Raw genomic sequence first — 26,528 nt, forward strand, 5'->3', positions numbered from 1 at the left:
GGCTATTGCGAAACTTTTCTTAAAACCGCTTCACTCAATAGGCAGCAATCGGCCAAAAGCAATGGGATGGACTCCTCCTCACTTCGGCATCTTGAGTGCCAGACTGAAGGTGCGAACCACAGTCAACAGTGAGAAGGAGTCCACACATGAAGCTTATGCGCATTGGGGTTGACCTGGCCAAGAACGTGTTTCAGATCCACGGTGTGGATTGCCATGAGAAGCCGGTCTGGCGGCAGCGGCTACCACGTGATCGCTGGCTTCAAACGGTGCTGGAAAAGGTCGAACCTGGTTGTGAGATCGGCATGGAGAGTTGCGGTGGAGCCCATCATTGGGCGCGGCAACTCGAAGCTCTCGGATTTCGAGTCAAGCTGATCGCCCCCCAGTTCGTTAAACCTTATGTCAAAAGCAACAAGAACGACGCGAACGATGCCGAGGCGATCTGCGAAGCGATGAGCCGTCCCAGCATGCGCTTCGTCGCCATCAAGACGATCGAACAACAGGATATCCAGGCGACGCATCGCATCCGGGCCGGCTTAATCGAACAGCGGACGGCCAAAGCCAATCAGATCCGTGGGCTGGTCGCCGAGTACGGTCTCGTTGCACCGAAGGAATTGCTGATGCTGCGTCGTGCAATACCGTGCTGGCTAGAGGATGCGGATAACGGTTTGACAGCACGCTTTCGTCGTCTGCTGGATGGTTTGTGGGACGACCTTCGTGCGCTGGATGGGCGTGTATGCAAGCTCGACGGCGAGATCACTGCGATCGCGACAAACGAGCCGTCCGCCGTTCGCCTTCAACGTAAGCGCTCCATGAAGCCCACATTCCAAGCCGAAACCTGATGTCCGATGCTGTGCTCCCGATTTCTTTCTGGAGCCAGTCCGTCATGATGCGTCCCGACGCCAAAGTCGAAAAAGTGTACCTATACCCCAAGCCCGTGGACTTCCGAAAATCCATCGACGGCCTCGCGGCCCTGATCGAGCTAGATATCAAGGTAGCGGTATTCGACCCCGTGCTTTTCGTCTTTCTGAATCGCCCCCGTAATCGGGTGAAAATCCTCTATTGGGAGCGCAACGGCTTCTGCCTTTGGCTCAAGCGCCTGGAGTCTGAGCGTTTCAAAACCTCGCCCGATGGCACCGACGAAGCCATCGTGCTGACGGTTCAGGAACTGAACTGGCTGCTCGACGGTTTTGATCTCTGGCGCAACCGTCCGCATCAGGTTTTGACGCCGCGATTCGTTGCTTGATTGGGTATAATCCGGGCCATGATTTCCATGCCCGACAACCTTCCCGATGACCTGGCTGCGCTCAAGCAATTACTTGCTCAGATGCAGTCGAAGGTCGTTCTTCTTGAAGAAGAGAATGCGCTACTTCGTCAGCGCCTGTTCGGGCGCAAGTCAGAGCAAACCGCTGATCCGGCGACGCCACAACTGCTGCTGTTTAATGAAGCCGAAAGTATCGACACGCCAGCGCCCGTTGAAGCTGACGGAGAAGTTGTCGCCCCGACCAAGCGCCGTGGCAAACGCAAGCCACTGTCGGCTGACTTGCCACGCATCGAGGTCATCCACGAACTCTCCGAGCACGAACTGACCTGCGCTTGCGGTTGCCGCAAACACGCCATCGGTGAAGAAACCAGCGAACAGCTGGAGATCGTGCCGATGCAGATCCGGGTGATCAAACATATCCGCAAGGTCTACGGCTGCCGAGGCTGCGAAACAGCACCGGTCACCGCCGACAAACCCGCGCAACTGATCGAAAAAAGCATGGCCAGCCCCAGCGTATTGGCGATGCTGCTGACCACCAAGTACGTCGATGGCCTGCCGCTGCACCGTTTCGAAAAAGTCCTCGCTCGTCACGGTGTCGATATTCCGCGTCAAACCTTGGCGCGCTGGGTGATCCAGTGCTGCGAACACTTCCAGCCACTGCTGAATCTGATGCGTGATCGGTTACTGGAGAGTCCGATTGTTCACTGCGATGAAACGCGAGTGCAGGTGCTGAAAGAGCCAGACCGAGACCCGACCAGCCAATCCTGGATGTGGGTACAAGCCAGTGGCCCACCGGAGCGCCCAGTCATCCTGTTTGACTACACCACCAGCCGAGCGCAGGAGGTGCCGTTGCGGCTGCTCGCCGACTATCGCGGCTATCTGATGACCGATGATTACGCCGGCTATAACGCTTTGGGCGCGCAGCCGGGTATCGAGCGTTTGGCCTGCATGGCCCATGTACGGCGCAAGTTTGTCGATGCGCAAAAAGTGCAGCCCAAGGGCAAAGCCGGTCGAGCCGATGTTGCGCTGACGATGATCAACAAGTTGTACGGCATCGAGCGTGGGTTGAAAGAGATGACCGATGAACAGCGTTTTGCCGGTCGCCAGGAACAGAGCTTGCCGGTGCTCAGCCAGTTAAAAAACTGGCTGGAGAAAACTCATCCCCAGGTCACATCACAAAGTGCCTTGGGCAAGGCCGTGGGTTATTTGGCCAGTAACTGGAGCCGGCTGGAGCGTTATATAGAGGCTGGCTTTTTACCAATCGACAACAATGCCGCCGAAAGAGCAATCAAACCGTTTGTGATCGGTCGCAAAGCATGGCTATTCAGCGATACGCCCAAGGGCGCCGCAGCCAGTGCGCAGATCTACAGTCTGGTCGAGACCGCCAAGGCAAACGGCCAGGAGCCCTATACGTGGCTGCGCCATGTACTGGAGCGATTACCGCAGGCTGAGTCGGGTGAAGACGTTGAAGCGCTACTACCCTGGAATTGGAGGGCATCATGAGTATCAATATTGATCATCTGAGTGTCGATGAGTTAGTGACATTGAATCATCACATTATCGAACGGCTGAAGATGCTGGAGTCGTTGGAAGCTCATAAATCGATGATGCAGTTCCATCCAGGAGCACGGGTAAGCTTCGACTCACCCAGTGGTGAGCGCCTGTCCGGTACCGTCATGAAGTTCAACCGCAAGACCGTCACAGTGGTAACCGACACCAGCCAACGCTGGAATATTTCGCCGCACTTGCTTTCACCGATCAAAAACGTACAAGCGGGCACGGTGGTGGATATCAAGCCACAAAAAATGAAGTAGCTGCGCCGCGAATGGCCTCCGCGCCAGCATGATTTGATTCCTCCCCCACCTCAGACGCCGCCTGTTTGGATAGGTGGGGTTTATGGATCAGTTACATTCTAAGAGCCTAAGCGGTACGCTGATTAATGCAGAACATATTGAGACGTTTGGCCCCAACGCTGATATCCACAAACTTTCACACATGAGCTGCATTGCACACACTTGCGAGGACATCTGGATATCGAGAAACCCCGCTAAAGATACACACTCATGCCTCTTCATAGACGCAGTTCGCAAACACGCATCCAAAATGATCACAACACAGCTTGCAAAGTACCCTGGCTTCACTCGCGCAATGCATTTTTCGCCATGGCGGTCAAGTCACCCGCAGCTAATAGAAATCGCCAATGAACTAATTACAGAGCCAGACCTTGCGAGTTTAAACTGTGAAACAGAATTATGCTGTATTGACGTAGAGTTAACGCTGCGCGAGATAGCTTACTCCGTCGCTGGTTGGAAAAAATGGTCAAATAAAATCTTCAACTCAGACAATTTTGAAATACGCCGATACGGCAGAGGCTTACCCTATTACCACTGCCGCACTCCAATTTGCAGGCTAATCCGACGAGCATTCGATCACATGCTCCATATTAAATTTAAAACGGAGGCGCTCACCCTTAACTATTTATCGATACAGGAGACCGCTGCACTACTTCACTGCAGCAAAACTACCGTCCTACAGCTATTAAAACTAGGCTATTTGCAGCAACTCAAAAGCAAAAAAACAGACAGAAGGCACGCCACACTAATAAGCAAAAAATCAATTGAAAGCTTCAACAACAGCTACATTTTATCCAACACACTTTCCCACACCCTAAAAACAACACCCACACAGATAAACCGCCAACTAAATCAACTTGGCATTACAAAACACCATAACATCCCCTGGCCACACGTGTATGAGCAATGCAAAATTAATACTATACTGGAAAATCTTCATAACGGATTAAAAAAAACCGCAAAGCTCTTTCCAATTGTATTACCACCACCTCGAAACATAGATAACATCATTAAAATAGCCAACGCAAACACAGCAACAACAGAAGAAATTACATCCATAAACCTTACATCCCCTGAACCTAAAACAACCGGATTCACGACTAAACAAACGACCGCACTCTTAAATATATCCATACGCTTCTTAAGGCATCGATTCGTTCTGCCAGGATTAATCAATCCGGACATAATCAAGAAAATCCCACATTACTCTCTTGCGCATATTCAGATCATGAAAAGTCACTTACAACAACACTGTTCGATCGAACAAGCAACCAAAATACTAAAATGCCGGCGCGACGAAGCTCTCCGCTTAATCACCACGTCAAAACTTCAGCCTTCCTGTGCACTAGCCTACTCAAATGGAGACATACACCTACTATACAATCAAAGTGACATTTACAATATAAAACATCACTCACAAACAAAAAATTAAATACCAAGTAACAGACACCATCAAAACACTCACTTGCACCTCCCACTGAGTAGGTGATGCTTTGTTCACCACTTAGATGACTACGGGTCATACCTTCGTTGTGACACGAACCTTTTATATATTGATCGCTATGCTTAAATTTATCTACCCCCAAGATGATTCACTTTAATTTTCATTCGCTATACCAAAACCCATTATTTATACTTCTACTAATAAAAAGTTTCCTCCCACCCCCCCTTTGCGAAATGTAAAATTAAAAATGGCATTCGCCGCACTCGGTGAGTGTGCAACACCATGATGCCCCATACCGGTATTCGCCCATGTGCATAGATGTCGCACACGGTAGTAGAGCAATGCCGGACCGAGTCAAGCGATAGCAAGGATCTTGTGCCGAAACGACAACCTGCAGCATAAACTAAACCCATCTGCTTCAAGCCAACCCAACCTGAGGGCTGTCGCCCTGCCGCAAAGTTTTTTATCTTCAATTGATCGCGGCTGTACTAATTTTAAGATCAAATGCTGTTTTTTTTTATTTTCATATGACTCACCCGCGGTAACCTGTTGATCAGTAACAAGGTGATTTTATTTTCTGATGACCCCTGAAGACAGCCGGTAATCCTGAATCGATACTAGGCTCCATCAACCGAGACATCTCGCCTCGGGACTTTGGAGATCGATATGACTACTCAGAACCTCAGCGGCAAAGTGGCTTTGATTCAAGGCGGATCCCGCGGCATCGGTGCCGCCATTGTCAAACGCCTGGCTGCTGAAGGCGCGACAGTCGCCTTCACCTACGTCAGCTCCACGGCCAAAGCCGAAGAATTGCAAAACAGCATCACCGGTAACGGCGGCAAAGCCCTCGCCATCAAGGCTGACAGCGCCGACGTCGAGGCCATCCGCAACGCCGTGACCGCCACCGTAAAAGCCTTTGGTCGTTTGGACATTCTGGTCAACAACGCTGGCGTGCTGGCCGTTGCACCGCTGGAAGATTTCAAACTCGAAGACTTCGACCAGACCCTCGCGATCAACGTGCGCAGCGTATTCATCGCCACTCAGGCCGCCGCCAAACACATGACAGAAGGCGGTCGCATCATCAACATCGGAAGCACCAACGCCGACCGCATGCCCTTTGCCGGTGGTGGCCCATACGCCATGAGCAAGTCGGCGCTAGTCGGCCTGACCAAAGGCCTGGCGCGCGACCTCGGCCCGCGTGGCATCACCATCAACAACGTGCAGCCGGGCCCGGTCGACACTGACATGAACCCGGCCAGTGGCGACTTCGCCGAAAGCCTGATCCCGTTGATGGCGGTGGGTCGTTACGGCAAAGCGGAAGAAATCGCCAGTTTCGTCGCCTACCTCGTGGGGCCGGAAGCCGGCTACATCACCGGTGCCAGCCTGACCATCGACGGTGGTTTCGGCGCCTGATACGGGTCAGCCAAACGCAAATCGAATGTGGGAGCGGGCTTGCTCGCGAAGAGGGAATATCAGCCAACATTAATGTCGACTGACACAACGCTTTCGCGAGCAAGCCCGCTCCCACATGTCTGTCGTCAAGCCCATTCAAGCGTCGGCAGGCCGAATGCGCTCGGTCTGAACGCCGTCAGCGTACGAAGAATGCCATCGGCGTGTGCGTATTTTTCGTCAGCCATCGCCGCATCCGGGATCGCAATCGCGGTCATTCCTGCCGCTTTCGCCGCCGTGACACCGAACGGCGAATCCTCGAACACCAGGCAATCCTCGGGCGCGACACCCAGGCGCCGCGCCGCCGTGAGGAAAATGTCCGGCGCCGGTTTGGCCGCGCCGACTTCCGGATCATCAGCCGTCACGATGAAATCGAACAGTGCGAACCAGTCGCGGTGCAAGGTGGTTTTCTGGCCGAACGACTGACGCGAAGAACTGGTGCCCACCGCGATCGGAATGTTGTTCGCCTTCAGATGCCGAACCAGCTCCTGTGCGCCAGGCATCGCCAGCGCTGTAGGAAAACGCTCGCGCATCAGCGGTTCGCGGATCACCAGGAACTCTTCGGCGGTGATCGGCAGGTCCAGCGCCTCGACCAAATAACGCGCCAGATCACCCGCGCCACGGCCGATGATGTTCTGTTTGACGCTCCAGTCGAAGACACGACCGTAACGCGCGGCAATCATCGACGTGACTTCGGTGTAAATGCCCTCGGTGTCCAGCAACAAGCCGTCCATATCGAAAATCACGGCCTTGATCGGGCCGAATTCATTCAGTGGTGCATTCATCGCATCTGATCCGTTTTCTAATGACATCCCAGAGGCGGCTCAGGTACGGCCGGGTCCGCGATCGATTAAAGGATTCAGCAGCATAGCGAGCGCGGCGGGCATAGGGCAACGGGCAATGCCTGAGCGGTGCTAAAACCTGCGCCGAAGTGCTCTCCGTCATTTAGCGATTTCCCCTACACCAAACACTTACTTTCCCGACTTCTTTCCCCGCCGATCCCCCGCAAAGTCTCGCGCTCTGAATTGATCCGCGCGAGGGACTGCGAATGTTCATACCTGACAACCTCCTGGCCTTGAACAACACCATCGGGCTGTTGGTGCTCGCCGCCATGGACCCTGACCAGCCGAATGTCGAAGCGCTGCTGGGTGATTTTCGACTGTGCCTGAACGACTACGACGCCTGGGCTGAAAGTTTCTGGACCGGCAAGGCCCTGGATGTCGAGCAAGTTTTCAAGGTCGGCAACGAAGTCCGTCTAAGCGCGCCGAAGAATTCGACTACGCCTGTCAGTGCGACAGTCGCCGCGTGCCCGGCCAGCGGTCCGTTGACTCTGGTGCATATGTTTGAGGCAGCGCGTTTCGTGCCGATCGGCAATACGCCGGTGATGCTTGAACCTTTGATTTCCGACGTGGCAGGCAAGCAGACATTTGGCGAACCGATCTACGACGAGATCGGCCCCAGCGGCATCCTGGAAATCCCCGATTGCCAGCGCGGCCAGCGTTATCGCATCACCTTTTTTCCCGATGTATCCGCTGATCACGTCAAAGCACTTTACTCCTCCTATCAGGACGTCATCGGCGAGCTGGAAGGTTGGCTGCGCAACGAGTGGACGACCGAGTTCGAACCAGCGTGGGCGGGGTTCTCCCAGGCCGGTTTCATCAAGCGCTACGGCATGCTGCAACAGGCTGACTGGCGCGGCTTCGAGAACTCGCTGAACGGTTTGTGGGATGACGTGAAGCAGATTTACGCCCTGATCGCGGACCTGCAGGCCAACAGCGAAAAACTCCTGGAATACCTGACCCGATCCGAGCTTGAAACACTGCTGAACGCTTCGGCGGAGTCCATCGCGAAGGTGTTGCTGATGCTGAGCGACGAGCCGTTGATGTTCATTCATCTCGCGGCGTTCACCAGTTGGCTGAGGATGCTGCCGCCGCAGTACATCGCCGAGGTCGTGGCGGAAATTCGTACGGAGATATTGATCAGTTTCTTACTCATGTGCCTTACCGGTCCTGCGGGACTGGAATTGCGTCTGAGTGAGAAGGTGCTGTCCAGGATCAAGTCCCCGCAGTCCCGGCAATGGCTGGCGGCCGCCAGTTTGCGATTGGCTAAGCTCACCGCCAGGTCCGACCTGACAGCCCACGCTGGCGCGCTCAAACCGCTGATGGTCAATGCCCGGAATGCACCGATCAAACCTGCGCCCGCCGTGTCGTTGCAAATCACCGCGGGGGTTGCGCCGGTTCTGTTGGTGAAAAATCCGGTGGCCATTGCTCGCGACAAGTCTGAAGCCATGACCAGGATTGGCAGGCAGGAACATCGCGACGATGCCCCGGATCAGGCGAAAAACCCCAACGGCGACAGCGCCGATTGCGGACCGTTGACCTGTACCAATGGCTGTCCGGTATCGATGGTCACGGGCGAGGAACTGCTCACGCTGACCGACGGTGCGCTGGACGGGATTTTGCCGTTCGACTTCACCCGGCTCTATCGCACCAGTGCGGTGGAGATCGATTGCGGGCTCGGATTCGGCTGGACTCACTCCCTCGCGCATCACCTGGAAATCGATGGCGACACCGTCATCTGGATCGACCACGAAAACCGTCGTACGACCTTTCCGCTACCGAGTAGCGAGCGCCCGACGATTCACAACAGCCTATCGCGGGCGGCGATTTATCTCGGCGATGAACCCGAAGAATTGATCCTCGCCCTGGCTGGCGAAAAAGCGCGTTTTTTTCACTTTTGTGCTGGACGTCTGACGGCCATTAGCGATGCCTACGGCAATCGGCTGATGGTGCAGCGGGACTTTTCTGACAGGATCAAGCGCCTCGATAACGGCGCAGGGCGCTCCCTTCTGTTGCGCTATGAGCGCCGGCACATGGTCGCTGTCGAGTATCAGCGTTTTCATCCGGCCGACACCCTGGAAGACGCCTGGCGTACTGAGCAAACACTGGTTGCCGACCGCTACGATGCTCGTCATCGCTTGATCGAAGCGACCAATGCCGCCGGCGAAAGCGAACGCTACGACTACGACGATCAGCACGTGATTCAGCAGCGGCAGTTAGCCGGGGGGGCGAGTTTCTACTGGGAGTGGGAGCGTGCCGGCAAAGCGGCCCGGTGCGTGCGGCATTGGGCGACTTTTTCGCAGATGGACACGCGATATGTCTGGGACAACAACGGCAATGTGCTGGTTAAGAACGCCGACGGTAGCGAAGAGATTTACGAGCACGACGACCGGGCGCGGCTGGTGCGCAAGGTCGAGCTGGACGGCGGCGAACACCTCAAGGTCTACGACGATCAAGGCCGGCTGATTGCCGAGCAGGATCCGCTCGGCGCCGTCACCGAATACCGTTACGACGAGGTCGGACGCCTGGTTGCGCTGATTCCGCCGGAAGACGAACCGACGACCTACGAGTATCGCAACGGTTTCCTGCACGCGCGGTACCGCGGCAAAGCCGTGTGGAAGTATCAGCGCAATGCCCATGGTGACATCACCGAAGCGACCGATCCTGACGGTCATGTCACCCACTATCACTACGACGAAAAAGGTCAGCTGCTGTCGATCCGTTACCCGGACACCAGCCGGCATGTGTTCGTCTGGAACGCCTTGGGGCAATTGCTCGAAGAGACCTTGCCGGACGGTGGTCAACGGCGGTTTTCCTACGATGCGTTGGGGCGGCAGATTACCCGTCAGGACGAACACGGCGCCGTTGCCCAGTACCAATGGGATGGCGTTGGCCGACTGATCCAGACCACGCTTCCTACAGGCGCCAGCCGCGCGTTCAGCTACAACGCCTACGGCAAAATCACCGCCGAACGCGATGAACTGGGCCGCGTCACCCGTTACGAATACGTCGACGACCTGCACCTGGTCACCCGCCGCCTCAATGCCGACGGCACCCAGCTGAAGTACCGCTACGACAACGCCCAGCTGTTGCTCACCGAGATCGAAAACGAATCCGGCGAAAAATATCTCCTGGACTACACGCCCAATGGCTTGATCCGACAGGAAACCGGATTCGACGGCCAACGCACGGCGTACGCCTACGACCTCAACGGCCAGTTACTGGAGAAAACCGAGTTCGGCGAGGATGGCTCGCAGTTGGTGACGGCTTATCAGCGGGATTCGGCCGGACGCCTGCTGGTCAAAACCCTGCCCGACGGCATCAAGGTCGAATACCGATACGATAGCCTCGGCCGCCTGGTCAGCGTCGACGACGGCCACGATCATCCGCTGGAGTTCGAGTACGACCAGCAGGATCGTCTGATCACCGAACACCAAGGCTGGGGCACGTTACGTTATGGCTACGACGCCTGCGGTCAGCTGAATCGCCTGCGTCTGCCGGACAACAGCAAACTCGATTACCACCACGCCAAGGGCGGTGCGCTGACGGCCATCGACCTCAACGGCACCCGATTGACGTCGCATACATTCTTCGCCGGGCGCGAACAAAACCGCCAACAAGGCCTGTTGCTCAGTGACTTTCAATATGACGACCGAGGCCGTCTGAAAGCCCACGCCGTCAGCCAACACCTCCAACCGCTGTATCGCCGCGACTATGCCTACAGCGCCAACGGCAACCTCGACTACATTGCCGACACGCGACACGGCCAACGCAGCTACCAATACGATCCACTCGACCGTCTGATTCGCGTCCGACACTCCCGCGATCAACAACCGGAAAGCTTCGCCCACGATCCGGCGGGCAACCTGCTGATGCAGGATCGTCCTGGCCCGGCCACCGTCAAAGGCAACCGCCTGCTCATGCAAGGCGACCGCCATTACGACTACGACGCCTTTGGCAACCTGATCCGCGAGCGCCGTGGCACCGGGCAAAAACTGATCACCGAGTACCGCTACGACTGCCAACATCGGCTGATCGGAGCCACCCTGCCCAACGGCAGCCAGGCGACCTACCGCTACGACGCCTTCGGCCGCCGCATCAGCAAAACCGTCGACGGCAAAACCACCGAGTTCTTCTGGCAGGGCGACCACCTCATCGCCGAAAGCAACCGCGAGCATTACCGCAGCTACGTCTACGAACCGGGCAGCTTCCGCCCGCTGGCCATGCTCGACGGCAAAGGCCCACACCAGGCCTGCCCGTTCTACTACCAGCTCGATCACCTCGGCACACCGCAAGAACTCACCGACTACAGCGGCGACATCATCTGGGCCGCCCGATACACAGCCTATGGCCGCCTGACTCGCCTCAACCGCGACACCCATCAGGTGCTTGATCAGCCATTGAGGTTTCAGGGGCAGTATTTCGATGCGGAAACGGGCCTGCATTACAACCGGCATCGCTACTACAATCCGGATATTGGACGGTATTTGACGCCGGACCCGAGCAAGTTGGCGGGTGGGTTAAACGGGTATCAGTACACGCGGAACCCGACAGGGTGGGTTGATCCGTTGGGGTTGAGTGAGTGTCCTGGGGGGGACGGGTGTAAGCGGCCGGCGTTTGGGGATGAGGATCCGACTGAGAAGATTAAGGTTGATGAGGGGGAAGCTCAACTCCCATCATATCCAGAGGAATTGTATTTATATCGTGGAGACGGTCGTCACCCAGATGAGATATTTGAACAAGGATTTAAAACCAAGGGCGACAGCAATGACTTGCTGCTCCATTCCCTAGATAGCAACAAGCCTCCGAGCAATTTTGTAAGCACTACCCCAGTTAGAGAGGTTGGCATCGATTTCGCGACAAAATTCAACATGAGAAGCGGTTTTTTGTACACCATACGGATGATCCCTGGGCGAGATCTGACTTCGGAACTTGGGAAAAAATATAAGTTTGGTAGCGAGCGAGAGTTAGCAATTCAAGGCGGAGTCAAAAGAGAAGATATTTTAGGCGTAACCCCTATTGGTGCTAATGGTCGCCCATCTGGTCACACCACCTTAAATCCGAACAGGAAATAGAACGTGGACAGCGTAAAGATTTTCATAATCAAAAATGGCAAGCGTCAATCCGCTGAGCTTCTCTGTGACTCCGAAAATCTAAGCATTACTTTTGTTATGGAAGATGGTTATCGAAATTCATACTCTGGCGACGACTTTTACAAATGCCTGGGTCATGCCAGGGAAGACCATCGTGACGTAACTTTTTTGTGTAAAGGAGCAAAAATAAACGTACACCCCTCTAGTATGTCCTCACAAATGTCGTTAGGCGTAAAAGCATATGAACTGACACTGGGAAAACAAGCATTAAGAAGTAATTTAGTGAGTATCTTTGATTACGAGGAAAACAATCTGACAAACGATCCTGAGGTTCAGGAAGAGTTTTTCATGCGATGGGTTGAGTCTGACATCTCCGACGAGTAGCTAGCGCAAAGATACCGTATCCGGAAAAAGCCCAGTTAAAACTGGGCTCATCTTCCGGTAAGAACTCGGACTTAACCACCCGAACCACTCGTACCACCACCAGCACCACCCGTTCCTCCTCCAGCGCGCCCCGAACTACCGGATCCTCCAGACCCACTCCCAGAACCACTCCCCATCGAACCTCCACCACTCATCGTCCCGCTTCCCTTCTCCGGGCTGGTGCTACTTCCGTTTGCATCACCACCATTCCCACCCTTAATAGTGCCAGGCGGCAACGCCTTCTCGTCCGCTGAGCCCGCATTCATTTCAGAATATGGCGGCATCCCGCCCTTATCCACAGGTGCATCGTTGCCGGAGGACTGAGCAAACGCCGACATTGAGCCGGCCAACAACACGCCGATCACCGTCAGGGTCGTCAATTTGGACCTGATCATGGTGTATCTCCTTTAACAAGGTGCGTACCTGAATTCTGGCAGCGATCGCTTTTTAAAGGTGCCTCACAATCGACGAGCGACGCTGCGCCACAGCGTATGTTCAGCTCGGTTCGTTTGAGCCGTCTTCACCGGCAATGTCCGGGTCGTCAGGGTGAGCTTCAACATCCCCGCGCTTCACTTCATCAGACGGCAACTGTTCTACAGCGGTGTCGTCATCAGGCGGACGTTGATCGCGACTCAGGGAATCGGTCGGTGAAGGCAATGGATATTCAGGGGTATCGTCGATGTCGGCGTCTTTCGGATCAGCGTTCATAAAGCACCTCTCGAGAGGCCTGAAAAGCAGGCCCTGAAATTTCGAGGATTGCGCCCTGCATTGCGTTCGATCAGAGAGACGATCGGTCGAGTCCGTCGCACAGCAGGATCAATCTTCGTCCTCATCCTCTTCCTCGTCTTCGAACTCGATATTTCCGACGTCGCCCGCATCATCAGAATCATTGAGCGGCACCGTTGCGTCATCCATCAACGAGCCTGGGTCTTCGTTTCCTGGATCGTTAATGAACGGAAGCCCGCTCGGGCCTTTTTCTTCCTTGCCTTTGGTTTCAGGAGTCATGGCATGCCTCACAACATTCTGGGGTGTATGAAGTTCGAGGCGGCCCACGACCAAACGTTCCAGAGTCCTACTCCAGAAACGAAAAACCCGGCGCTGGGCCGGGTTTCTGCTGTGACTCAATGACGAATCAGTGATGTTTGTTCCTGTGCTTGTTTTTATGCTTATGATTGTGGCCGCTGCCGGAGTGCGAACTGCCGCTATCGTTACCCAAGTTGTTGCCTACCGCCCCACCCGCCGCGCCGCCCAGGCCTGCGCCAATGGTCGAACCGGTAGAACCTCCGAGGCTATTGCCAATCACCGAGCCACCAGCCGACCCCAAACCACCACCAATCGCCGCTTCTGTGCGACTGCCTTTCTTCGCGCCGACCGCGCTACCTGCCGCGCCGCCTACACCGGCGCCAATCGCGGCTCCCGTGCTGCCGCCCATTTGCTGGCCGACCACGTTACCTAGCGCACCGCCAATACCACCGCCAACTGCAGCGGTGCCGTCACCGGCTGCCATTGCACCTTGAGCGACCAAAAGTCCCAGAACCAACGTGGACAATGTCAAACGCATGATATGAACCTCTAAATTCCGTATCGGGGGTAAGAGAACGCGTTACGGATGGCGTGAGTCTAGCTTTTTCATCACGCCAGCGCTGATCGTTGGACAGCTGTAAATTCGAAGAGCGTGAAGAAGAAATTTCCAGATACAAAAAGCCCGGCATCAAGCCGGGCTTTTTGAGCTGATCGATCAGGATCAGTGACGCTTGTGACCTTTGGCCAGGTTGCTGCCCACGCCGCCGCCCAATGCGCCGCCCAAGCCTGCGCCGATGGTGGAACCGGTCCTGCCGCCCAAGCTGTTGCCGATGATCGAACCGCCGGCCGCGCCGACACCACCACCAATGGCTGCTTTAGTGCGGCTGCCTTTGCGTGCGGCAACAGCACTGCCGGCCGCGCCCGCTACACCAGCACCAATCGCTGCACCGGTGCTGCCGCCCATGCTCTGGCCGACCACATTACCCAGCGCGCCACCCAAACCACCACCGATCGCGGCAGTGCCATCACCCGCAGCCATCGCACCTTGAGCAACCAAAAGCCCCAGAACCAAAGCAGGCAGTGTTAAACGCATGACAAGAACCTCAAAAAAAGGGGTAACGAAAGGGGCGAGATTGAATGCTTTAAAGGAGACAAAGTCCAGACACGCACGGGTACAACCTCGCAATAGGCGACGGTTGGACAGCGTTTTTAGAAAAGGTTTTATGACAGGCAAAAAAAAGCCCGCTGGGGAACGGGCCAGGTACTGCTTTCTAACGGATGAGTTGAGCCTACGTAGGTGGGTGTGAAAAGTTTGTGAAAGAAATCGCTAACAGCGGGCTGTGTATCTGTAGTCCAAATCCCGACAGCCGACCTTGTGAAAATGAAAACCCCGCTCAATGGCGGGGGCTGTCCGGTTGACGGTTACTTCCTGGAAGGCGGCATCCTCTTGGGCAAGAAATTCGCCTTTTCGGTCCGGGGCAACTTGGATTTCAATTTGGCGACCTGGACCCGGTTTTCACCAAAGCCCGGCATATACTCCGCTTGACCACACTGCACGCAATTGTTGATCGAAAACTCAGATCCGTCGTCTTCGATATACGAATCAGCCATACCTTTCCCCTCTCAAAAAAGGGTCGACACCGGCAAGCCCTATTTGCCTGAAAAATATCGACCTTCAACGCTTTTGAGACTAGTCAGTCATTACCGGACTTGTAGTTCAGATTTTTGCGTCCCCGACGAACGGCCTCGTAACACATTCACCTCAACTTGACCGCCGTCCCGGTCACGAACACCACCACCATCCCGCCCTTCCCGGCCGGCATACTGATCTCATAATCAAGCCCCACCACCGCATCAGCTTGAAGTGCCCGCGCCCGTTCCTTCAACTCGTCGGTTGCCTGAATCCGTGCTTCCTTCAACGCCCGCTCCAACGTCTGAGAGCGCCCACCGAAAAAATCCCGCATCCCGGCGAACATATCGCGGATAACGTTGACCCCCTGCACCGACTCGGCACTGACGATGTCCAGATAGGCGGTGATTTGTCGGCCTTCGATGGCGTGGGTTGTGGTGGTGATCATTAAATTTCCTTCTTCATGGCCTGGGGATAATTACTCAAGGCAACCTGGACAGATGTTGAGCCAACGCATCAAACGCCGGCAAGGTGACCGGATCATTAGCCGAGTTACTGGCGACCGGATGGGAGGCGTAGCGAACAATCAACATCTCGGCTTTCGGGTCGACATAGATGCGTTGCCCATGGACCCCGCGCGCCATGAAGGCTCCGCCCTCTTTGTTGGTCACCCACCACATTGAACGGTAGCTCCAACCCTTCAACAAATCGTAACCCGCCTGGGCGAATGCCTGCTTGTCGCCGCCGCGACGGAGGTCGTCAACCACCGCTTTGGGCACGATTTGCTGACCGTTGAACTGACCGTCATTACGCAACATCTCGCCAAATCGTGCCAGGTCACGCAAACCGGTGTTCAAGCCGCCGCCAGCAAACGGGGTGCCAATGGAGTCCACCGTGAAATAGGCGTCCTGCTCAGCCCCCAAACGGCTCCAGATCCGCTCCGACAACAACTGTGCGACGTTGCGACCGGTCGCTCGAGCGATGATCCAACCCAGTACATCGGTATTGACGGTCTTGTAGCCGAACGCGCTACCGTGTTCGCCTTGCGGTTGAACCGTCTGCAAAAACTCGTAGTAACTTCGCGGACCGCTGTAGTCCCTTGGCTTGGGCAGAGGGCTGCCAGCTTTTGCATGAGCCCAGACCTCGGCGTTCGGGTCGGTGTAGTCCTCGCTGTATTTGAGGCCGGTCGTCATATCGAGGACCTGACGCACCGTAGCGCCGCCAAACGCCGAAGCCGCCAGTTCGGGGACGTATTCGGCGACGTGCTTGTTCGCATCGATTCGCCCTTCTGCCACCAACATCGCCCCTAATGTGCCGACCACAGACTTGGTCACCGACATTGCCGCGTGCTGGCCTTCAGGCTTCAGCACGCCAAAGTAACGCTCGTAGACAACTTTTCCGCGATGCATCACCACAATCCCGTCGGTGTAGGTGGCCGCGAGGGATTGCTCCCAGGTCATCGGAGCCTTCGCGCCCAGCGGGACGAAGCTGATCGCATCGATGTCTTTGTGCAGCGCAGATACCAATGGAACCGGCGCACTGAGCCCCCCGTGAAACGTTGATCGTAGGCATCAGTTGACGGAAGTTCGAGACACTCCAGCGCATCGCCGGGAACTGGAAATAGCTGCCGTCTTCGAAGCGCACGGTGCGATCTGCAGGTGGTGGTGAGCCGACCATCCAGCCTAGTTTTGCGGGGTCGCTGGCTATGGCGTCGGGGAAAGTCTTAGTCGTGGACGCAGTGGCGAATAAGGAGACGGTACTCATCAACACAGCGGTGAGGGAAATAGCGATGCGGCGGGAAACGGCGCGAGGGTGAGACATAGTGTCGAGTCCATTCGAGGGGCTTAGGGCAGTCCAGGTGAAAGGGGAAGTTGAAGACCGTGCTTTTCAGGGGAAGTCGGACCTACAAAGGAGCCGAGAGCTGCAAAGTCGTCGAACAACGCAGCCGTGATGCGGAGCTCTTTGTTCATTGACTACTGCCAAAAAACGTTAAAGCAGCTTGACCAACACAGTTGTGACAGTGGCCACCGTGCCAATCAACCCTGTCGCTACAGCCACCGGATACCAAAAAGTTTCACGGGTCATCTTTCCGGCCTCGGCGTTCAGCTTGCGCTGCTCAGCCATCAGCTTGACGATCTCCACGTGGACCTTTTCCAGTTCTGCCTGTTTCATGGTGAATTCCTGCATAACGTGCGTTCGTCCTTCCAGATAATAGGCCGCGTCATGTGCCTTGCCGTTGATTCATTTTGCCCCCTAAAGGCGCAAAGCGAATACCCCTCACGAAACGGCTCGTGTCAGGTGCTGGACCTATGAAAGCACCCAACTACCTGGCTTCCCAGCATTACTTCCCACATGCCTATCAGCCGTCCTACATGAATTTCGGAAGCGTCTTCGCCGATGGGCGTGGGTCAATAACCTTGCCATCCACAAAATCCAGACGCCAGAAACCACAAAACCCCTGACTTCTCTCGAAATCAGGGGTTTTGGTTACATCGAATTTGGCGGTGAAGGAGTCCGCCATTTTAGTGTTTCTAGAAGTACATAGACGTTTAATTACTTCTATAAAAATTCCATAAAAACATATAGTTGCAGTATATTTTTTCTTTGATGGTCCAAGCATGACTACGAAAAGCCAGGGTCCAAGGTATGGGCTGGAGTATGGGCTGGCATTCATTTAGATTGAGTCATCATCCTTTCAAATAGGAAGTGAGTGATGGCATCTCTGACGACGAAAGCGGTAGAAAAAATAGTCAGATCAGGGTTACCCGGAATGACCAACGATGGTGACGGCCTCTACTTGAAACTCGGCCGTACCGGTGGCGCAAGCTGGATCTTCCGCTACAAGCTTGCTGGCAAGAGCCGAGACATGGGACTGGGCAGGCACCCCGAAGTAAGCCTTGCGGTAGCTCGTGAGAAAGCTGCAGAAGCCAGAAAGCTGAGCAAGTCAGGCGTCGATCCGCTAACCAGTCGGGATGAGGAGATGGAACGGCAACGGCTGGAAAAAGAAGCTGAACGTTTAGTTCAGGATGCAGCCAGGGCCAAAGCAATCACTTTCAAAGAAGTTGCTCTCGACTACATCGCTGCCCACAGAGCAGGCTGGAAAAATGCCAAGCATGCTCAGCAGTGGGAGAACACTCTGGCTACTTATGCGTTCAAGACCATAGGCGATCTTCCGACGCAGGAAATAGGCATTGAGCATGTGCTGAAAATCCTCAAGCCGATTTGGACAGTAATACCCGAAACCGCCAGCCGTTTGCGAAACCGCATCGAACTGGTACTCGATGCAGCAAAGGCCAGAGGGCTGCGTGATGGAGAAAACCCCGCTCGATGGCGTGGACACCTGGACAAACTGCTACCACCTCGCGCAAAAGTGCGTGGGGTGAAGCATCATGCAGCAATATCGTGGACAGAGCTTCCCGCCTTCATGGCGCCCCTTGAGAAAGTAAATGATCTGAGTTCTAAAGCATTGCGCTTTACCATCCTGACTGCCTGCCGAACCAGTGAGGTGCTTGAATCTACGTGGGCAGAGATTGATGTGGCAGCAAGGGTATGGACCATTCCTGCGCCGAGGATGAAAGCGGGGAAGGAACACCGGGTGCCTCTATCAAAAGCGGCATTGGATTTACTCGCAGGGCTTCCTCGCGTTGAAGGAAACAATCACCTATTTGCGGGGGCTCGCAAAAAGCGGCCTCTGAGTAATATGGCGATGTTGATGGCATTGCGTCGGATGAAGCGGGACGATCTCACGACGCATGGATTTCGCTCGACTTTCAGGGATTGGGCGAGTGAGGTTACTCACTATCCTCGGGAGGTCTGTGAGCAGGCGCTCGCGCACGCCGTAGAGAATGCGGTAGAGGCGGCTTATCGACGTGGCGATCTTTTTGAAAAGCGGCGAATACTGATGGAGGATTGGGCGCGATATGCCACAGGGCATGCGGCAGCAAATACTATTGAATGAGAAGCGAGATGCTCAAGCCATCATCTCACCTCGTTTATCGAATGGAGGATGGCGACAGCGGCGACACCGGCGACAACCCGCGTAATACCTGGTTTGCAGCATGGCGACAGAAGTGGCGACTGTCGCCGTTGCAAGCCTCGCTCGTGGGGCCTTTTCGGCTAAGCCCACGCGAGCGGGAAGGCTCCGCATTCCCGTCCGCGTGGGCTCACATTAAAAACCGACGAACGACCACCCGGCCATGGAAAGCCACCGGCCTCCAAGGTCTTCCAGCGCTACCGATTGGCGCAACAGTCGCCCACAAAATGCTGTTGACCGCGAGCAGAGCGAGCGTTACACCAGAATCGTACAAGCGCTGTCCTCGACAGCACCCAGGTAGCCAGAACCTTTAAGGCTACGCCACACCGTGGTGGTTCTCCCAAAGTGCGATGAGCGTCCGGTGGCTCGCACGGTCACTCACCGAGTGATGGATGCCTACTTCAGATCATTGCCATTGCAACAAATACATCCCCCTACCCAGCTGCCCTGCAGCAACCTTTCTGCTTGGTCATTTCACTGCGCCAACCTGCGCCCGTCTCTTTCTCCCGGAAAGAGACGGGCGCTCCAACCGCTGCTGCAGCCCAACTTGTACAAGGCTTTGCGGCATTCCCCCTCGTGACAATCGGCGTGACAAACACCGAAGTCACCAGCAACAGCGATGCAGATGATGGTGCCGCAGCCTAAGGAATGGACTGCACCTGACTGACAGTCAGGCATGCCCCGATCATCGCATCCCTGCCTTCACCCGACTCAGGATCTCGCGGCGCTGGTTTCGTCAGCCAGTGCAGCCTCCACCCGCCCACCTCTATCGGTGTTCAGGAGGCCAGATCATGAGGTGCCCAAGCTCCCGGTCGTAAGGAGCCGCCAGTCCCGCGTTAGTGGACAACCCTCACAGGTCGCAGGGGCCTTGATCCCTGATAACACTCAACAACCGTGGCGGGAAGAGTGAGGACGAAGTCGATAACTTCAGGAGAATAGCGATGCAACTGTGCGAAGCGTTCGAGCCACCACAACCATTGCTGGAGTACCAGCAGGCGCCACTGCCCTACCCGGTCGAAGCACTCGGAGAACTGTTGGGCCCTGCGGTCGACCGACTGGCCGAGGTGATCGGCGTGCCCTGCGCCATGGCTGCACAATCGGTGCTGGCCAGCGCGGCCCGGGTGAGCCAGGGTCATGCCAATGTCCAACTCGATGGCCGAACCTATCCGTTGTCCCTCTACCTACTGACGGTGGCATCCTCGGGGGATCGCAAAAGCGCGGTGGATCAGCTGGCACTGAAGGCGGCGCGTGACTGGGAACGACAGCAGTGGACCTTGTACGCGGAAAAGCTCAAAGCCTATCGCGCTGCCAGCAGCATCACGGTCAAACCCAAAACCTCAAAGAAACACGCAGATACAGAAGGCGATGAGCTGTCCGAGCCGGTACCGCCGAGATTGATCATTGCCGAGCCGACCATTAAGGCCCTGGTCAAAAGCCTGTGCCAGGGCTTGCCCAGCATGGGCTTGTTCTATGATGAAGGGGGCCAGTTCTTGGGCAGCAGCACCATGAGCAAAGAGAATTGGCTCAAGGCGATTACCACCTTGTCGACACTGTGGGATGGCAGCCCGATCGACCGGGCGCGCTCCATGACCGGAGAAAGCCTGCGCGCCTATGACCGCCGCCTCAGTCTGCATCTGATGCTGCAGCCCTACCTGGCCAACCAACTGTTCAAAGACCCGGTGATCAATGGCCAAGGCATCCTCGGCCGTTGCCTGATCAGTTGGCCCGAGCGCCTGGCCGGCCAGCGGCTCTACAAGGCAATCGACCTGACCCGAGATGCCAAAGTCCAGCGCTACCAGCAACGGATCACCGCCCTGCTGCAACAGCCCTGGTCGCTTCACCAGGACGACTCACTCAATCCCGCCACGCTGGAACTGACTGCCCGGGCCCGACGGGCCTGGATCGATATTCACGACACCATCGAGTGCCAGTCTGGCGAGTTCGGCGAGCTGGCCGGCGTCCAGCCTGCCGCAGGCAAAGCGGCGGCGAATGTGCTGCGCATCGCGGGCGTGATGGCCATGGTTGAAGAGGCCAGTGCGTTAGACGAAACACACATCCAGCGCGCCTCCACCTTGATGGATTACTACCTGGCCGAGATCCAGCGCCTGACCGAACAGGAACCGGTCAATAGCCGATGCGAAGAGGCGGATCGGCTGCTGCGCTGGCTGGTGCAGAAAGGCTGGACCCACTTCACCATCCGCGACGTCAATCGCAACGGCCCTCGTTTTGCCCGCAAGAGCACTGACCATACCGCCTCTTTATTGGTCGTGCTGATCACTCATCGCTGGCTGAGCAGCCGCGACGGAAAAACTTTCGAGGTCCGCCATGTTTCGCCTCAATGACGCGGTGCGCCGCTACCAGGCGCAACATCAATCGCAGCCTGAATCGCGGCGTGTCGCCGCCTCTGTCGCCACCCTGTCGCCACGCGCCAGGCCAGAAACGACGCGGGTTGTCGCCACTGTCGCCGCTGTCGCCACACCACCAATTGAGCCTGCCAACCTCGCCCGGCTGATCGAGCAACTGTGGAAAGAAGGGGCACTGCTGCAACACCAAGAGAACGCCCTCCTGATCCGCCCGACGCACTGGCAGCAGCTGGACAGGCTCAGCCCTCACTGGAAAGCCCTGCTGCTCTTTCTACAAACAAACGAAAACGGTGATGAAGATGGCTCTGATCGGTCGGCGTGAGAGTCGCAACTTTGGCTTTGGCCACCAGCTGAGCTACGCCGGCCCACAAGCGCTCAAGGAACTGTTTGCCGGCGGCCACTTCGCCACGGTCAAAGCGCATAGCGATCGTTGGCAAGCGTTCGTGCGTTGGTGTCGGTCAGAGGACGGCCCCGGTTACAACGATGTGCGTCAGATCGATCAACGGACACTGCAAGACTACTCAGCAGGCTGACAGCCATTCTGGTGAATGGTGATTCGGTGCAGGAACAACCTGTTGAAGCTCGGCCACTGCTTCTCAAACGTTACGTCACACACGATGACGAGCATGGAACGAAAGTAAGAGACGGCTGCAGCGGCCGCACGGGAACTACAACAACAGTCGGTTGACCCGATGGTAGAGATCCTCAGCCCACTTCTGGATAAGCAACTGCCGCCTTTCGACAGAGACATTGGCCGTTACGCGAGCATGGCGCGTGCAATCGCGGTGGACTGTGACGGGATCGTGCCGGGAAGGCTGACCCCGAACAGGTACGCGAATGCGATGGAAGTGTTAGGTGCTACCCCAACGCAACTACCGCCAGGTACAAAGCCTGGTGCTGGCGCCGGCCCACCTACTGGAGCGACAAACGCCCAGATGACTGGGATCAGCACATAGACCACGGCACCGCCTCCGACGACTACTCTAAAACAGAGGTGTCCGATCATGAGTAACCTAAACCGGAGCAGCGCGGAGCTGGAACGGGAATTGGAAGCCGAGCGCAGCGAATGGAGAGCATGGCGTGCGCGGTACGACAACGATATCGCTGACTTCAAGGAAGAGATTACCTACCTGTGGCGCCGCATTGAGACACTGCGGTGCTGGGCCGAGCCGGCCCTGCGGGAACTAGTAGTTGGTAACCCGCTATACGATACCGAGGCAAAGGTAACCCGGCTCCTCACCTACATGCCACCGAGGAATCCAGAGAGAATTCATTGCTACTCGGATGGCTATGAGTGGATGGCCAAATCGTACAGGACGTGGTTCGTGGCGCAAGATCCACGGCCCTGTAAACCAGATGAACAAGCGTCGCTCCCAGAGACCGAAGACGATGGGCAGTAACCCCAACCAGGTGGTACTGACGGAGACGGCATCATGAGCACAGATAGGAACGACGAGGGCAACCTCAGGGAATACGACCTGGAGCGCGCAGCCTACAAGGCAGTTGATCTACTGCTACCGGAAAAGGAACCGCTGAGACTGACGCCCAAGGGCATAGTCGCGGGGGCCGTGGTGGCTGCTATATCGTGCGGTTTTTTTGGGGCGATGGCCTTCATCGTAGGCGCCCGTGACCAGTGGCTGCTGCTCTGGGTTGCGGTCGGTGCGATCTTCACGCTCGGTGTTTTCCTCAACGGCGCGTACCGCCCGTTTCACAATCTCGATAGAGCCTGGCGGTATCTGTGCTTGCGCTGCTCAACCCAAGTTGGCTGGCTGATCCTCGGTCTGCTGGTCTACAGCCTCTGGCGGTAACCAAGTGGCAAAACAAAGGGCACTCTCCAAGTACCCTTTTTCTGTACTCACTCGCTGGTCATGCGAACAAACCGTAGAGCGCCCCCAGTCCAGCACCGTGGCGACGCCTGAGAGCAGTCCGCAGCAAAGCCACTGGTGAATCCCACCGATTGGGTCACAATGACCTGGCAACCTTGGGCACTTGATGGCGCGGATCATGAACAACGAAAACGTACACTATTTCAATGAGGCGGTCATGAAACGTCTCAAGGCCCAATTCAAATCCGGCACTAAGCTCATGATTAGAGCTGGCGACGACACTGAGATGTGCGCCGTTGATATCGACTGGACAGTGGACGCCTACCTTTCTTTATCGAAAGAGGCTCAACTTGTTGCGGTGGAAGTGGCTCAAGCCTGCGCGGCAAAACTCTCCGGGGGTTGCAGCGAATTCAATTACCTATGTGAAATGTACATGCTACTCAAAAAAGCCGAGGCTGACGGCATGCTGCGCCTTTTAAAATAAAGGGCGCTCCCCATGGGCGCCCTCGTCGTCGTACTGCACACCGGTCATCTGTCTTTCCCTTTACCGCCCTTGCCCCTCGGCCTCTTGCCTGGGTTCGCCTGTGGAAAGTACGTCTGATCCTTGACGGGTTTCTTGGTCGTATCACTGCGCTTATCAACCATCGCTCTCAGCATCAGCAGTGCCAGGCTGGCACCGTATCCCTCACTGGCAGATTGAGCCAGCCAACGATTTGATTGGGATTAGGACGGACCTCTTGAGCCCCTGAACCTAACCTCTGTTGTTTGATAACCTCTATGTTTTACTGATGGACTGAGGGTTGTAGCTCGAGGCTACAGGCTTCACCTGAGACGTAGAGGCTGAAGGCGGTGATAGACACTAGTCTGGTGGCGAAGCTAAGGGCTGAAAATGCAAGATTGGTTGCCTTGCTGGATGCTCATGGCATCGAATGGCGCCCGCCTGCTGAGCCAGTCAAGATAGCGATTCTCCGAGCAGAACAATCACAGCAACTCGATACTGATGGAAAGCTTGCCCTATTCCGAAGCTTGTTTCGTGGTAGGACGGACGTTTATCCCATCCGCTGGGAAAGCAAGGCAGGAAAATCAGGATACGCACCCGCTTGCGCAAACGAATGGAGGCCTGGCGTTTGTGAGAAGCCCCGAATTAAATGTGGCGACTGCGGTAACCGCCAGCTGCTTCCGCTGACCGATGAGGTGGTCTATCGCCATCTGGCGGGCGAAGTGGTCGTTGGCATCTACCCCCTACTCTCTGATGACACTTGTTATTTTTTGGCGGTCGACTTCGATGAGGCCGAATGGCGTGATGATTCCAAAGCTTTTGTGCAGTCATGCCATGAGCTGAACGTCCCGGTGGCGCTGGAAATATCGCGCTCAGGCCAAGGGGCTCATGGCTGGATTTTCTTTGAGCGTAATGTTCCTGCCTGCGATGCGCGCCGCCTCGGTGCCGCAATCATCAGTCATGCCTGTGAGCGCACCCGGCAGTTGGCGCTCAGCTCCTATGATCGACTGTTTCCAAATCAGGACTATATGCCTAAGGGCGGCTTCGGAAATCTCATCGCACTCCCTTTGCAAAAGCGGGCCAGGGCCCAAAACAACAGCGTTTTTGTAGACGACACGCTTGAGCCTCATCCTGATCAATGGGCCTTCCTGGCATCGATTCAGCGCATGAGTCCAGAAGATATCCAGCCCGTTATTATCCAGGCGATGGGTAATCGGGACCCTCTAGGGGTCGCCTATGTCGATGACGAAGGTGATGCAGAACCTTGGAAAGATCGTGAATCGAGATCACGTAAATTGACATGCCCGTTGCCTGCTGCTGTCAACATCACGCTGGCTAACTTAATTTACTTTGAAAAGTCGGAATTGCCACAGCCATTGGCAAACCAGCTTGTCCGGCTCGCTGCCTTTCAAAATCCCGAGTTCTACAAAGCTCAGGCCATGCGCATGTCAGTGTGGAACAAGCCAAGGATTATCGGCTGTGCCCAGAACTTCCCCAAACATATTGCGTTACCACGTGGCTGTTTGGATGCTGCGCTGGAGCTTTTAGGGGAAAACGGGGTTACCCCTATTCTTAAAGACGAACGCTTCGCGGGCGACACCATCGACGTGAGTTTTCTCGGAACCCTGCGTTCTGACCAAGAGGCGGCTGTCAGCGCAATGCTAAGTCATGACACCGGTATCCTCTGCGCACCGACTGCTTTCGGTAAAACTGTCAGTGCTGCTGCGTTGATTGCCGCACGTGGCATTAACACGTTGGTGCTTGTGCATCGGACGGAACTGTTAAGGCAGTGGCAAGAGCGCTTGCAGGTGTTCTTGGGAGTCGGGAATGGTGTCGTTGGAACTCTTGGGGGCGGAAAAGCGAAGCTTACCGGCATCATCGACATTGCCGTCATGCAGTCTTTATCGCGAAAAGGCGAAATCAGCGATCAGGTAAAAAACTACGGCCAGATCATCGTTGATGAGTGTCATCACCTATCAGCGGTGTCATTCGAGGCACTACTGAGGAGCGCGACCGCGCGGTACGTGCTGGGACTCACGGCAACCCCAGTGCGCCGAGATGGGCAGCAGCCCATTATTTTCATGCAGTGCGGACCGATCCGACATTCTGCTGCTCGACCAGCGAGTGCGCCCCATGACCTCTCTGTCGTGCCTCGATTGCTGTCCAAACCAATAGTGGTCCCCGACGGCTTTGGGATTCAGGACGTTTTTCGGCATCTAGTGGACGACTCTGAGCGGACAGCCAAAATCGTCTCGGAGATTGAGCTGGCGTACAACGAGGGTAGAAAAATTCTAGTGCTAACGGAGCGAACAGAACATGTGGATGCCCTTGAATTAGAATTGAAGCAGCGCGTGCATAACCTTTTCACGCTTCATGGGCGAGTGCCTAAGAAACAGCGGATTTCCCGTATGCATGAGCTTGAGTCCCTTCCCCCTGATGCTCCACGAGTGCTGTTGGCAACAGGAAAACTAGTAGGTGAAGGCTTCGATCATCCGCCGTTGGACACGCTGGTGCTGGCAATGCCCATCTCATGGAAGGGAATCCTTCAGCAATATGCGGGGCGGTTGCATCGATCACATGCCGATAAGGCCGACGTGCGAGTGATCGACTTCGTTGACGAGGGTAATGTCGCGCTGATGAGGATGTGGGATAAGCGCCAGGCGGGTTACAAAGCGATGGGCTACCGCATGGCTGATTCCATGACCACCATGGACCTACTCTAACTCTAACGTGGTTGACGGTTGACACTTCAACGCCTCCACTTCCGTAGACGAATGACCGGCCGCTGTGGG

Annotated in this window: 21 protein-coding genes and 3 pseudogenes; 16 read left to right on the forward strand and 8 right to left on the reverse strand. The window is 55.8% G+C overall.

Annotated features, from left to right (window positions below; genetic code table 11):
* Nucleotides 1-146 precede the first annotated feature (146 nt).
* The 6 genes and pseudogenes from ACMXYH_RS22880 to ACMXYH_RS22905 form a co-directional block, all read left to right on the forward strand.
* Nucleotides 147-818: pseudogene (locus ACMXYH_RS22880) on the forward strand (IS110 family transposase); the annotation flags it as partial.
* A gap of 20 nt (nt 819-838) precedes the next feature.
* On the forward strand, nt 839-1,243 hold the full coding sequence (gene tnpB / locus ACMXYH_RS22885) for an IS66 family insertion sequence element accessory protein TnpB (protein WP_415764206.1): 405 nt from the start codon (nt 839-841) through the stop codon (nt 1,241-1,243).
* Nucleotides 1,244-1,261: 18 nt separating this feature from the next.
* Nucleotides 1,262-2,764, forward strand: a complete 1,503-nt coding sequence (tnpC, locus tag ACMXYH_RS22890) for an IS66 family transposase (RefSeq protein ID WP_415764205.1) — start codon at nt 1,262-1,264, stop codon at nt 2,762-2,764.
* Nucleotides 2,761-3,075 carry a hypothetical protein gene (locus ACMXYH_RS22895; protein WP_129444071.1) on the forward strand — a complete coding sequence of 105 codons (315 nt, stop codon included), beginning with the start codon at nt 2,761-2,763 and terminating at the stop codon, nt 3,073-3,075. Before tnpC ends, ACMXYH_RS22895 begins: the two co-directional genes overlap by 4 nt.
* A gap of 82 nt (nt 3,076-3,157) precedes the next feature.
* Nucleotides 3,158-4,546 carry a helix-turn-helix domain-containing protein gene (locus ACMXYH_RS22900; RefSeq protein ID WP_415765039.1) on the forward strand — a complete coding sequence of 463 codons (1,389 nt, stop codon included), beginning with the start codon at nt 3,158-3,160 and terminating at the stop codon, nt 4,544-4,546.
* Between the two features lie 678 nt (nt 4,547-5,224).
* Nucleotides 5,225-5,971 (forward strand): 3-oxoacyl-ACP reductase family protein, encoded by a 747-nt coding sequence (locus ACMXYH_RS22905; protein ID WP_415765040.1) that lies wholly within the window; start codon nt 5,225-5,227, stop codon nt 5,969-5,971.
* Nucleotides 5,972-6,096: 125 nt separating this feature from the next.
* Here the strand turns inward: ACMXYH_RS22905 and ACMXYH_RS22910 are convergent, their stop codons facing one another.
* The gene (locus ACMXYH_RS22910) at nt 6,097-6,792 is read right to left on the reverse strand and encodes an HAD-IA family hydrolase (RefSeq protein WP_415765041.1); all 696 of its coding nucleotides are present in this window, start codon (nt 6,790-6,792) and stop codon (nt 6,097-6,099) included.
* Between the two features lie 263 nt (nt 6,793-7,055).
* Here ACMXYH_RS22910 and ACMXYH_RS22915 point away from each other — a divergent pair, with 263 nt between their 5' ends.
* Together ACMXYH_RS22915 and ACMXYH_RS22920 are read left to right on the forward strand one after the other, a co-directional pair.
* A complete protein-coding gene (locus ACMXYH_RS22915; RefSeq protein WP_415765042.1) occupies nt 7,056-11,921 on the forward strand; it encodes an RHS repeat-associated core domain-containing protein in 4,866 nt (1,621 codons plus the stop codon).
* 3 nt (nt 11,922-11,924) lie between these two features.
* Complete coding sequence (locus ACMXYH_RS22920) at nt 11,925-12,323, forward strand: hypothetical protein (protein WP_415765043.1); 399 nt, start codon at nt 11,925-11,927, stop codon at nt 12,321-12,323.
* Nucleotides 12,324-12,857: 534 nt separating this feature from the next.
* Here the strand turns inward: ACMXYH_RS22920 and ACMXYH_RS22925 are convergent.
* The 7 genes and pseudogenes from ACMXYH_RS22925 to ACMXYH_RS22955 form a co-directional block, all read right to left on the reverse strand.
* Nucleotides 12,858-13,070 (reverse strand): hypothetical protein, encoded by a 213-nt coding sequence (locus ACMXYH_RS22925; RefSeq protein ID WP_134421808.1) that lies wholly within the window; start codon nt 13,068-13,070, stop codon nt 12,858-12,860.
* Nucleotides 13,071-13,178: 108 nt separating this feature from the next.
* Nucleotides 13,179-13,367, reverse strand: coding sequence for a hypothetical protein (locus ACMXYH_RS22930; protein ID WP_415765045.1), 189 nt, complete (start codon nt 13,365-13,367; stop codon nt 13,179-13,181).
* Between the two features lie 127 nt (nt 13,368-13,494).
* A complete protein-coding gene (locus ACMXYH_RS22935) occupies nt 13,495-13,923 on the reverse strand; it encodes a glycine zipper domain-containing protein (RefSeq protein WP_415765046.1) in 429 nt (142 codons plus the stop codon).
* 183 nt (nt 13,924-14,106) lie between these two features.
* Nucleotides 14,107-14,478 carry a hypothetical protein gene (locus ACMXYH_RS22940; RefSeq protein ID WP_033055724.1) on the reverse strand — a complete coding sequence of 124 codons (372 nt, stop codon included), beginning with the start codon at nt 14,476-14,478 and terminating at the stop codon, nt 14,107-14,109.
* Nucleotides 14,479-15,142: 664 nt separating this feature from the next.
* A complete protein-coding gene (locus tag ACMXYH_RS22945; RefSeq protein ID WP_129442594.1) occupies nt 15,143-15,463 on the reverse strand; it encodes a YbjQ family protein in 321 nt (106 codons plus the stop codon).
* A 34-nt stretch (nt 15,464-15,497) separates the two neighbouring features.
* Nucleotides 15,498-16,779 (reverse strand): annotated as a pseudogene (locus ACMXYH_RS22950) (serine hydrolase domain-containing protein).
* Between the two features lie 225 nt (nt 16,780-17,004).
* Complete coding sequence (locus ACMXYH_RS22955; protein ID WP_123364738.1) at nt 17,005-17,187, reverse strand: hypothetical protein; 183 nt, start codon at nt 17,185-17,187, stop codon at nt 17,005-17,007.
* Nucleotides 17,188-17,728: 541 nt separating this feature from the next.
* On the opposite strand from ACMXYH_RS22955, the gene ACMXYH_RS22960 reads away from it, so the two are divergent.
* The 8 genes and pseudogenes from ACMXYH_RS22960 (at nt 17,729) to ACMXYH_RS22995 (ending at nt 26,459) form a co-directional block, all read left to right on the forward strand.
* Nucleotides 17,729-18,973, forward strand: a complete 1,245-nt coding sequence (locus tag ACMXYH_RS22960) for a tyrosine-type recombinase/integrase (protein WP_415765047.1) — start codon at nt 17,729-17,731, stop codon at nt 18,971-18,973.
* A 1,016-nt stretch (nt 18,974-19,989) separates the two neighbouring features.
* Entirely contained in the window at nt 19,990-21,390 is a 1,401-nt protein-coding gene (locus tag ACMXYH_RS22965; RefSeq protein WP_415765048.1) for a YfjI family protein, read from the forward strand.
* On the forward strand, nt 21,374-21,733 hold the full coding sequence (locus ACMXYH_RS22970; RefSeq protein WP_415765049.1) for a hypothetical protein: 360 nt from the start codon (nt 21,374-21,376) through the stop codon (nt 21,731-21,733). Before ACMXYH_RS22965 ends, ACMXYH_RS22970 begins: the two co-directional genes overlap by 17 nt.
* Nucleotides 21,711-21,938: pseudogene (locus ACMXYH_RS22975) on the forward strand (integrase domain-containing protein); the annotation flags it as partial. The gene ACMXYH_RS22970 and the pseudogene ACMXYH_RS22975, both read left to right, overlap by 23 nt.
* Before the next feature lie 477 nt (nt 21,939-22,415).
* A complete protein-coding gene (locus ACMXYH_RS22980; RefSeq protein ID WP_415765050.1) occupies nt 22,416-22,811 on the forward strand; it encodes a hypothetical protein in 396 nt (131 codons plus the stop codon).
* A 33-nt stretch (nt 22,812-22,844) separates the two neighbouring features.
* A complete protein-coding gene (locus ACMXYH_RS22985) occupies nt 22,845-23,219 on the forward strand; it encodes a hypothetical protein (RefSeq protein ID WP_415765051.1) in 375 nt (124 codons plus the stop codon).
* A 235-nt stretch (nt 23,220-23,454) separates the two neighbouring features.
* A complete protein-coding gene (locus ACMXYH_RS22990; protein ID WP_415765052.1) occupies nt 23,455-23,721 on the forward strand; it encodes a hypothetical protein in 267 nt (88 codons plus the stop codon).
* 365 nt (nt 23,722-24,086) lie between these two features.
* Nucleotides 24,087-26,459, forward strand: a complete 2,373-nt coding sequence (locus ACMXYH_RS22995; protein WP_415765054.1) for a TOTE conflict system archaeo-eukaryotic primase domain-containing protein — start codon at nt 24,087-24,089, stop codon at nt 26,457-26,459.
* Nucleotides 26,460-26,528: the final 69 nt, after the last annotated feature.

It is taken from the genome of Pseudomonas frigoris (genome assembly GCF_047758635.1).
Classification (GTDB): Bacteria; Pseudomonadota; Gammaproteobacteria; order Pseudomonadales; family Pseudomonadaceae; genus Aquipseudomonas; species Aquipseudomonas frigoris.

Coding starts and splice junctions, on each gene's coding strand:
- ACMXYH_RS22895 (WP_129444071.1), top strand. CDS start 2,761: ATGAGTATCAATATTGATCATCTGAGTGTCGATGAGTTAGTGACATTG.
- ACMXYH_RS22985 (WP_415765051.1), top strand. CDS start 22,845: ATGAGCACAGATAGGAACGACGAGGGCAACCTCAGGGAATACGACCTG.
- ACMXYH_RS22935 (WP_415765046.1), bottom strand. CDS start 13,923: ATGCGTTTGACATTGTCCACGTTGGTTCTGGGACTTTTGGTCGCTCAA.
- ACMXYH_RS22900 (WP_415765039.1), top strand. CDS start 3,158: ATGGATCAGTTACATTCTAAGAGCCTAAGCGGTACGCTGATTAATGCA.
- ACMXYH_RS22930 (WP_415765045.1), bottom strand. CDS start 13,367: ATGACTCCTGAAACCAAAGGCAAGGAAGAAAAAGGCCCGAGCGGGCTT.
- ACMXYH_RS22925 (WP_134421808.1), bottom strand. CDS start 13,070: ATGAACGCTGATCCGAAAGACGCCGACATCGACGATACCCCTGAATAT.
- ACMXYH_RS22915 (WP_415765042.1), top strand. CDS start 7,056: ATGTTCATACCTGACAACCTCCTGGCCTTGAACAACACCATCGGGCTG.
- tnpC (WP_415764205.1), top strand. CDS start 1,262: ATGATTTCCATGCCCGACAACCTTCCCGATGACCTGGCTGCGCTCAAG.
- ACMXYH_RS22905 (WP_415765040.1), top strand. CDS start 5,225: ATGACTACTCAGAACCTCAGCGGCAAAGTGGCTTTGATTCAAGGCGGA.
- tnpB (WP_415764206.1), top strand. CDS start 839: ATGTCCGATGCTGTGCTCCCGATTTCTTTCTGGAGCCAGTCCGTCATG.
- ACMXYH_RS22910 (WP_415765041.1), bottom strand. CDS start 6,792: ATGAATGCACCACTGAATGAATTCGGCCCGATCAAGGCCGTGATTTTC.
- ACMXYH_RS22970 (WP_415765049.1), top strand. CDS start 21,374: ATGTTTCGCCTCAATGACGCGGTGCGCCGCTACCAGGCGCAACATCAA.
- ACMXYH_RS22945 (WP_129442594.1), bottom strand. CDS start 15,463: ATGATCACCACCACAACCCACGCCATCGAAGGCCGACAAATCACCGCC.
- ACMXYH_RS22980 (WP_415765050.1), top strand. CDS start 22,416: ATGAGTAACCTAAACCGGAGCAGCGCGGAGCTGGAACGGGAATTGGAA.
- ACMXYH_RS22955 (WP_123364738.1), bottom strand. CDS start 17,187: ATGAAACAGGCAGAACTGGAAAAGGTCCACGTGGAGATCGTCAAGCTG.
- ACMXYH_RS22990 (WP_415765052.1), top strand. CDS start 23,455: ATGAAACGTCTCAAGGCCCAATTCAAATCCGGCACTAAGCTCATGATT.
- ACMXYH_RS22960 (WP_415765047.1), top strand. CDS start 17,729: ATGGCATCTCTGACGACGAAAGCGGTAGAAAAAATAGTCAGATCAGGG.
- ACMXYH_RS22940 (WP_033055724.1), bottom strand. CDS start 14,478: ATGCGTTTAACACTGCCTGCTTTGGTTCTGGGGCTTTTGGTTGCTCAA.
- ACMXYH_RS22965 (WP_415765048.1), top strand. CDS start 19,990: ATGCAACTGTGCGAAGCGTTCGAGCCACCACAACCATTGCTGGAGTAC.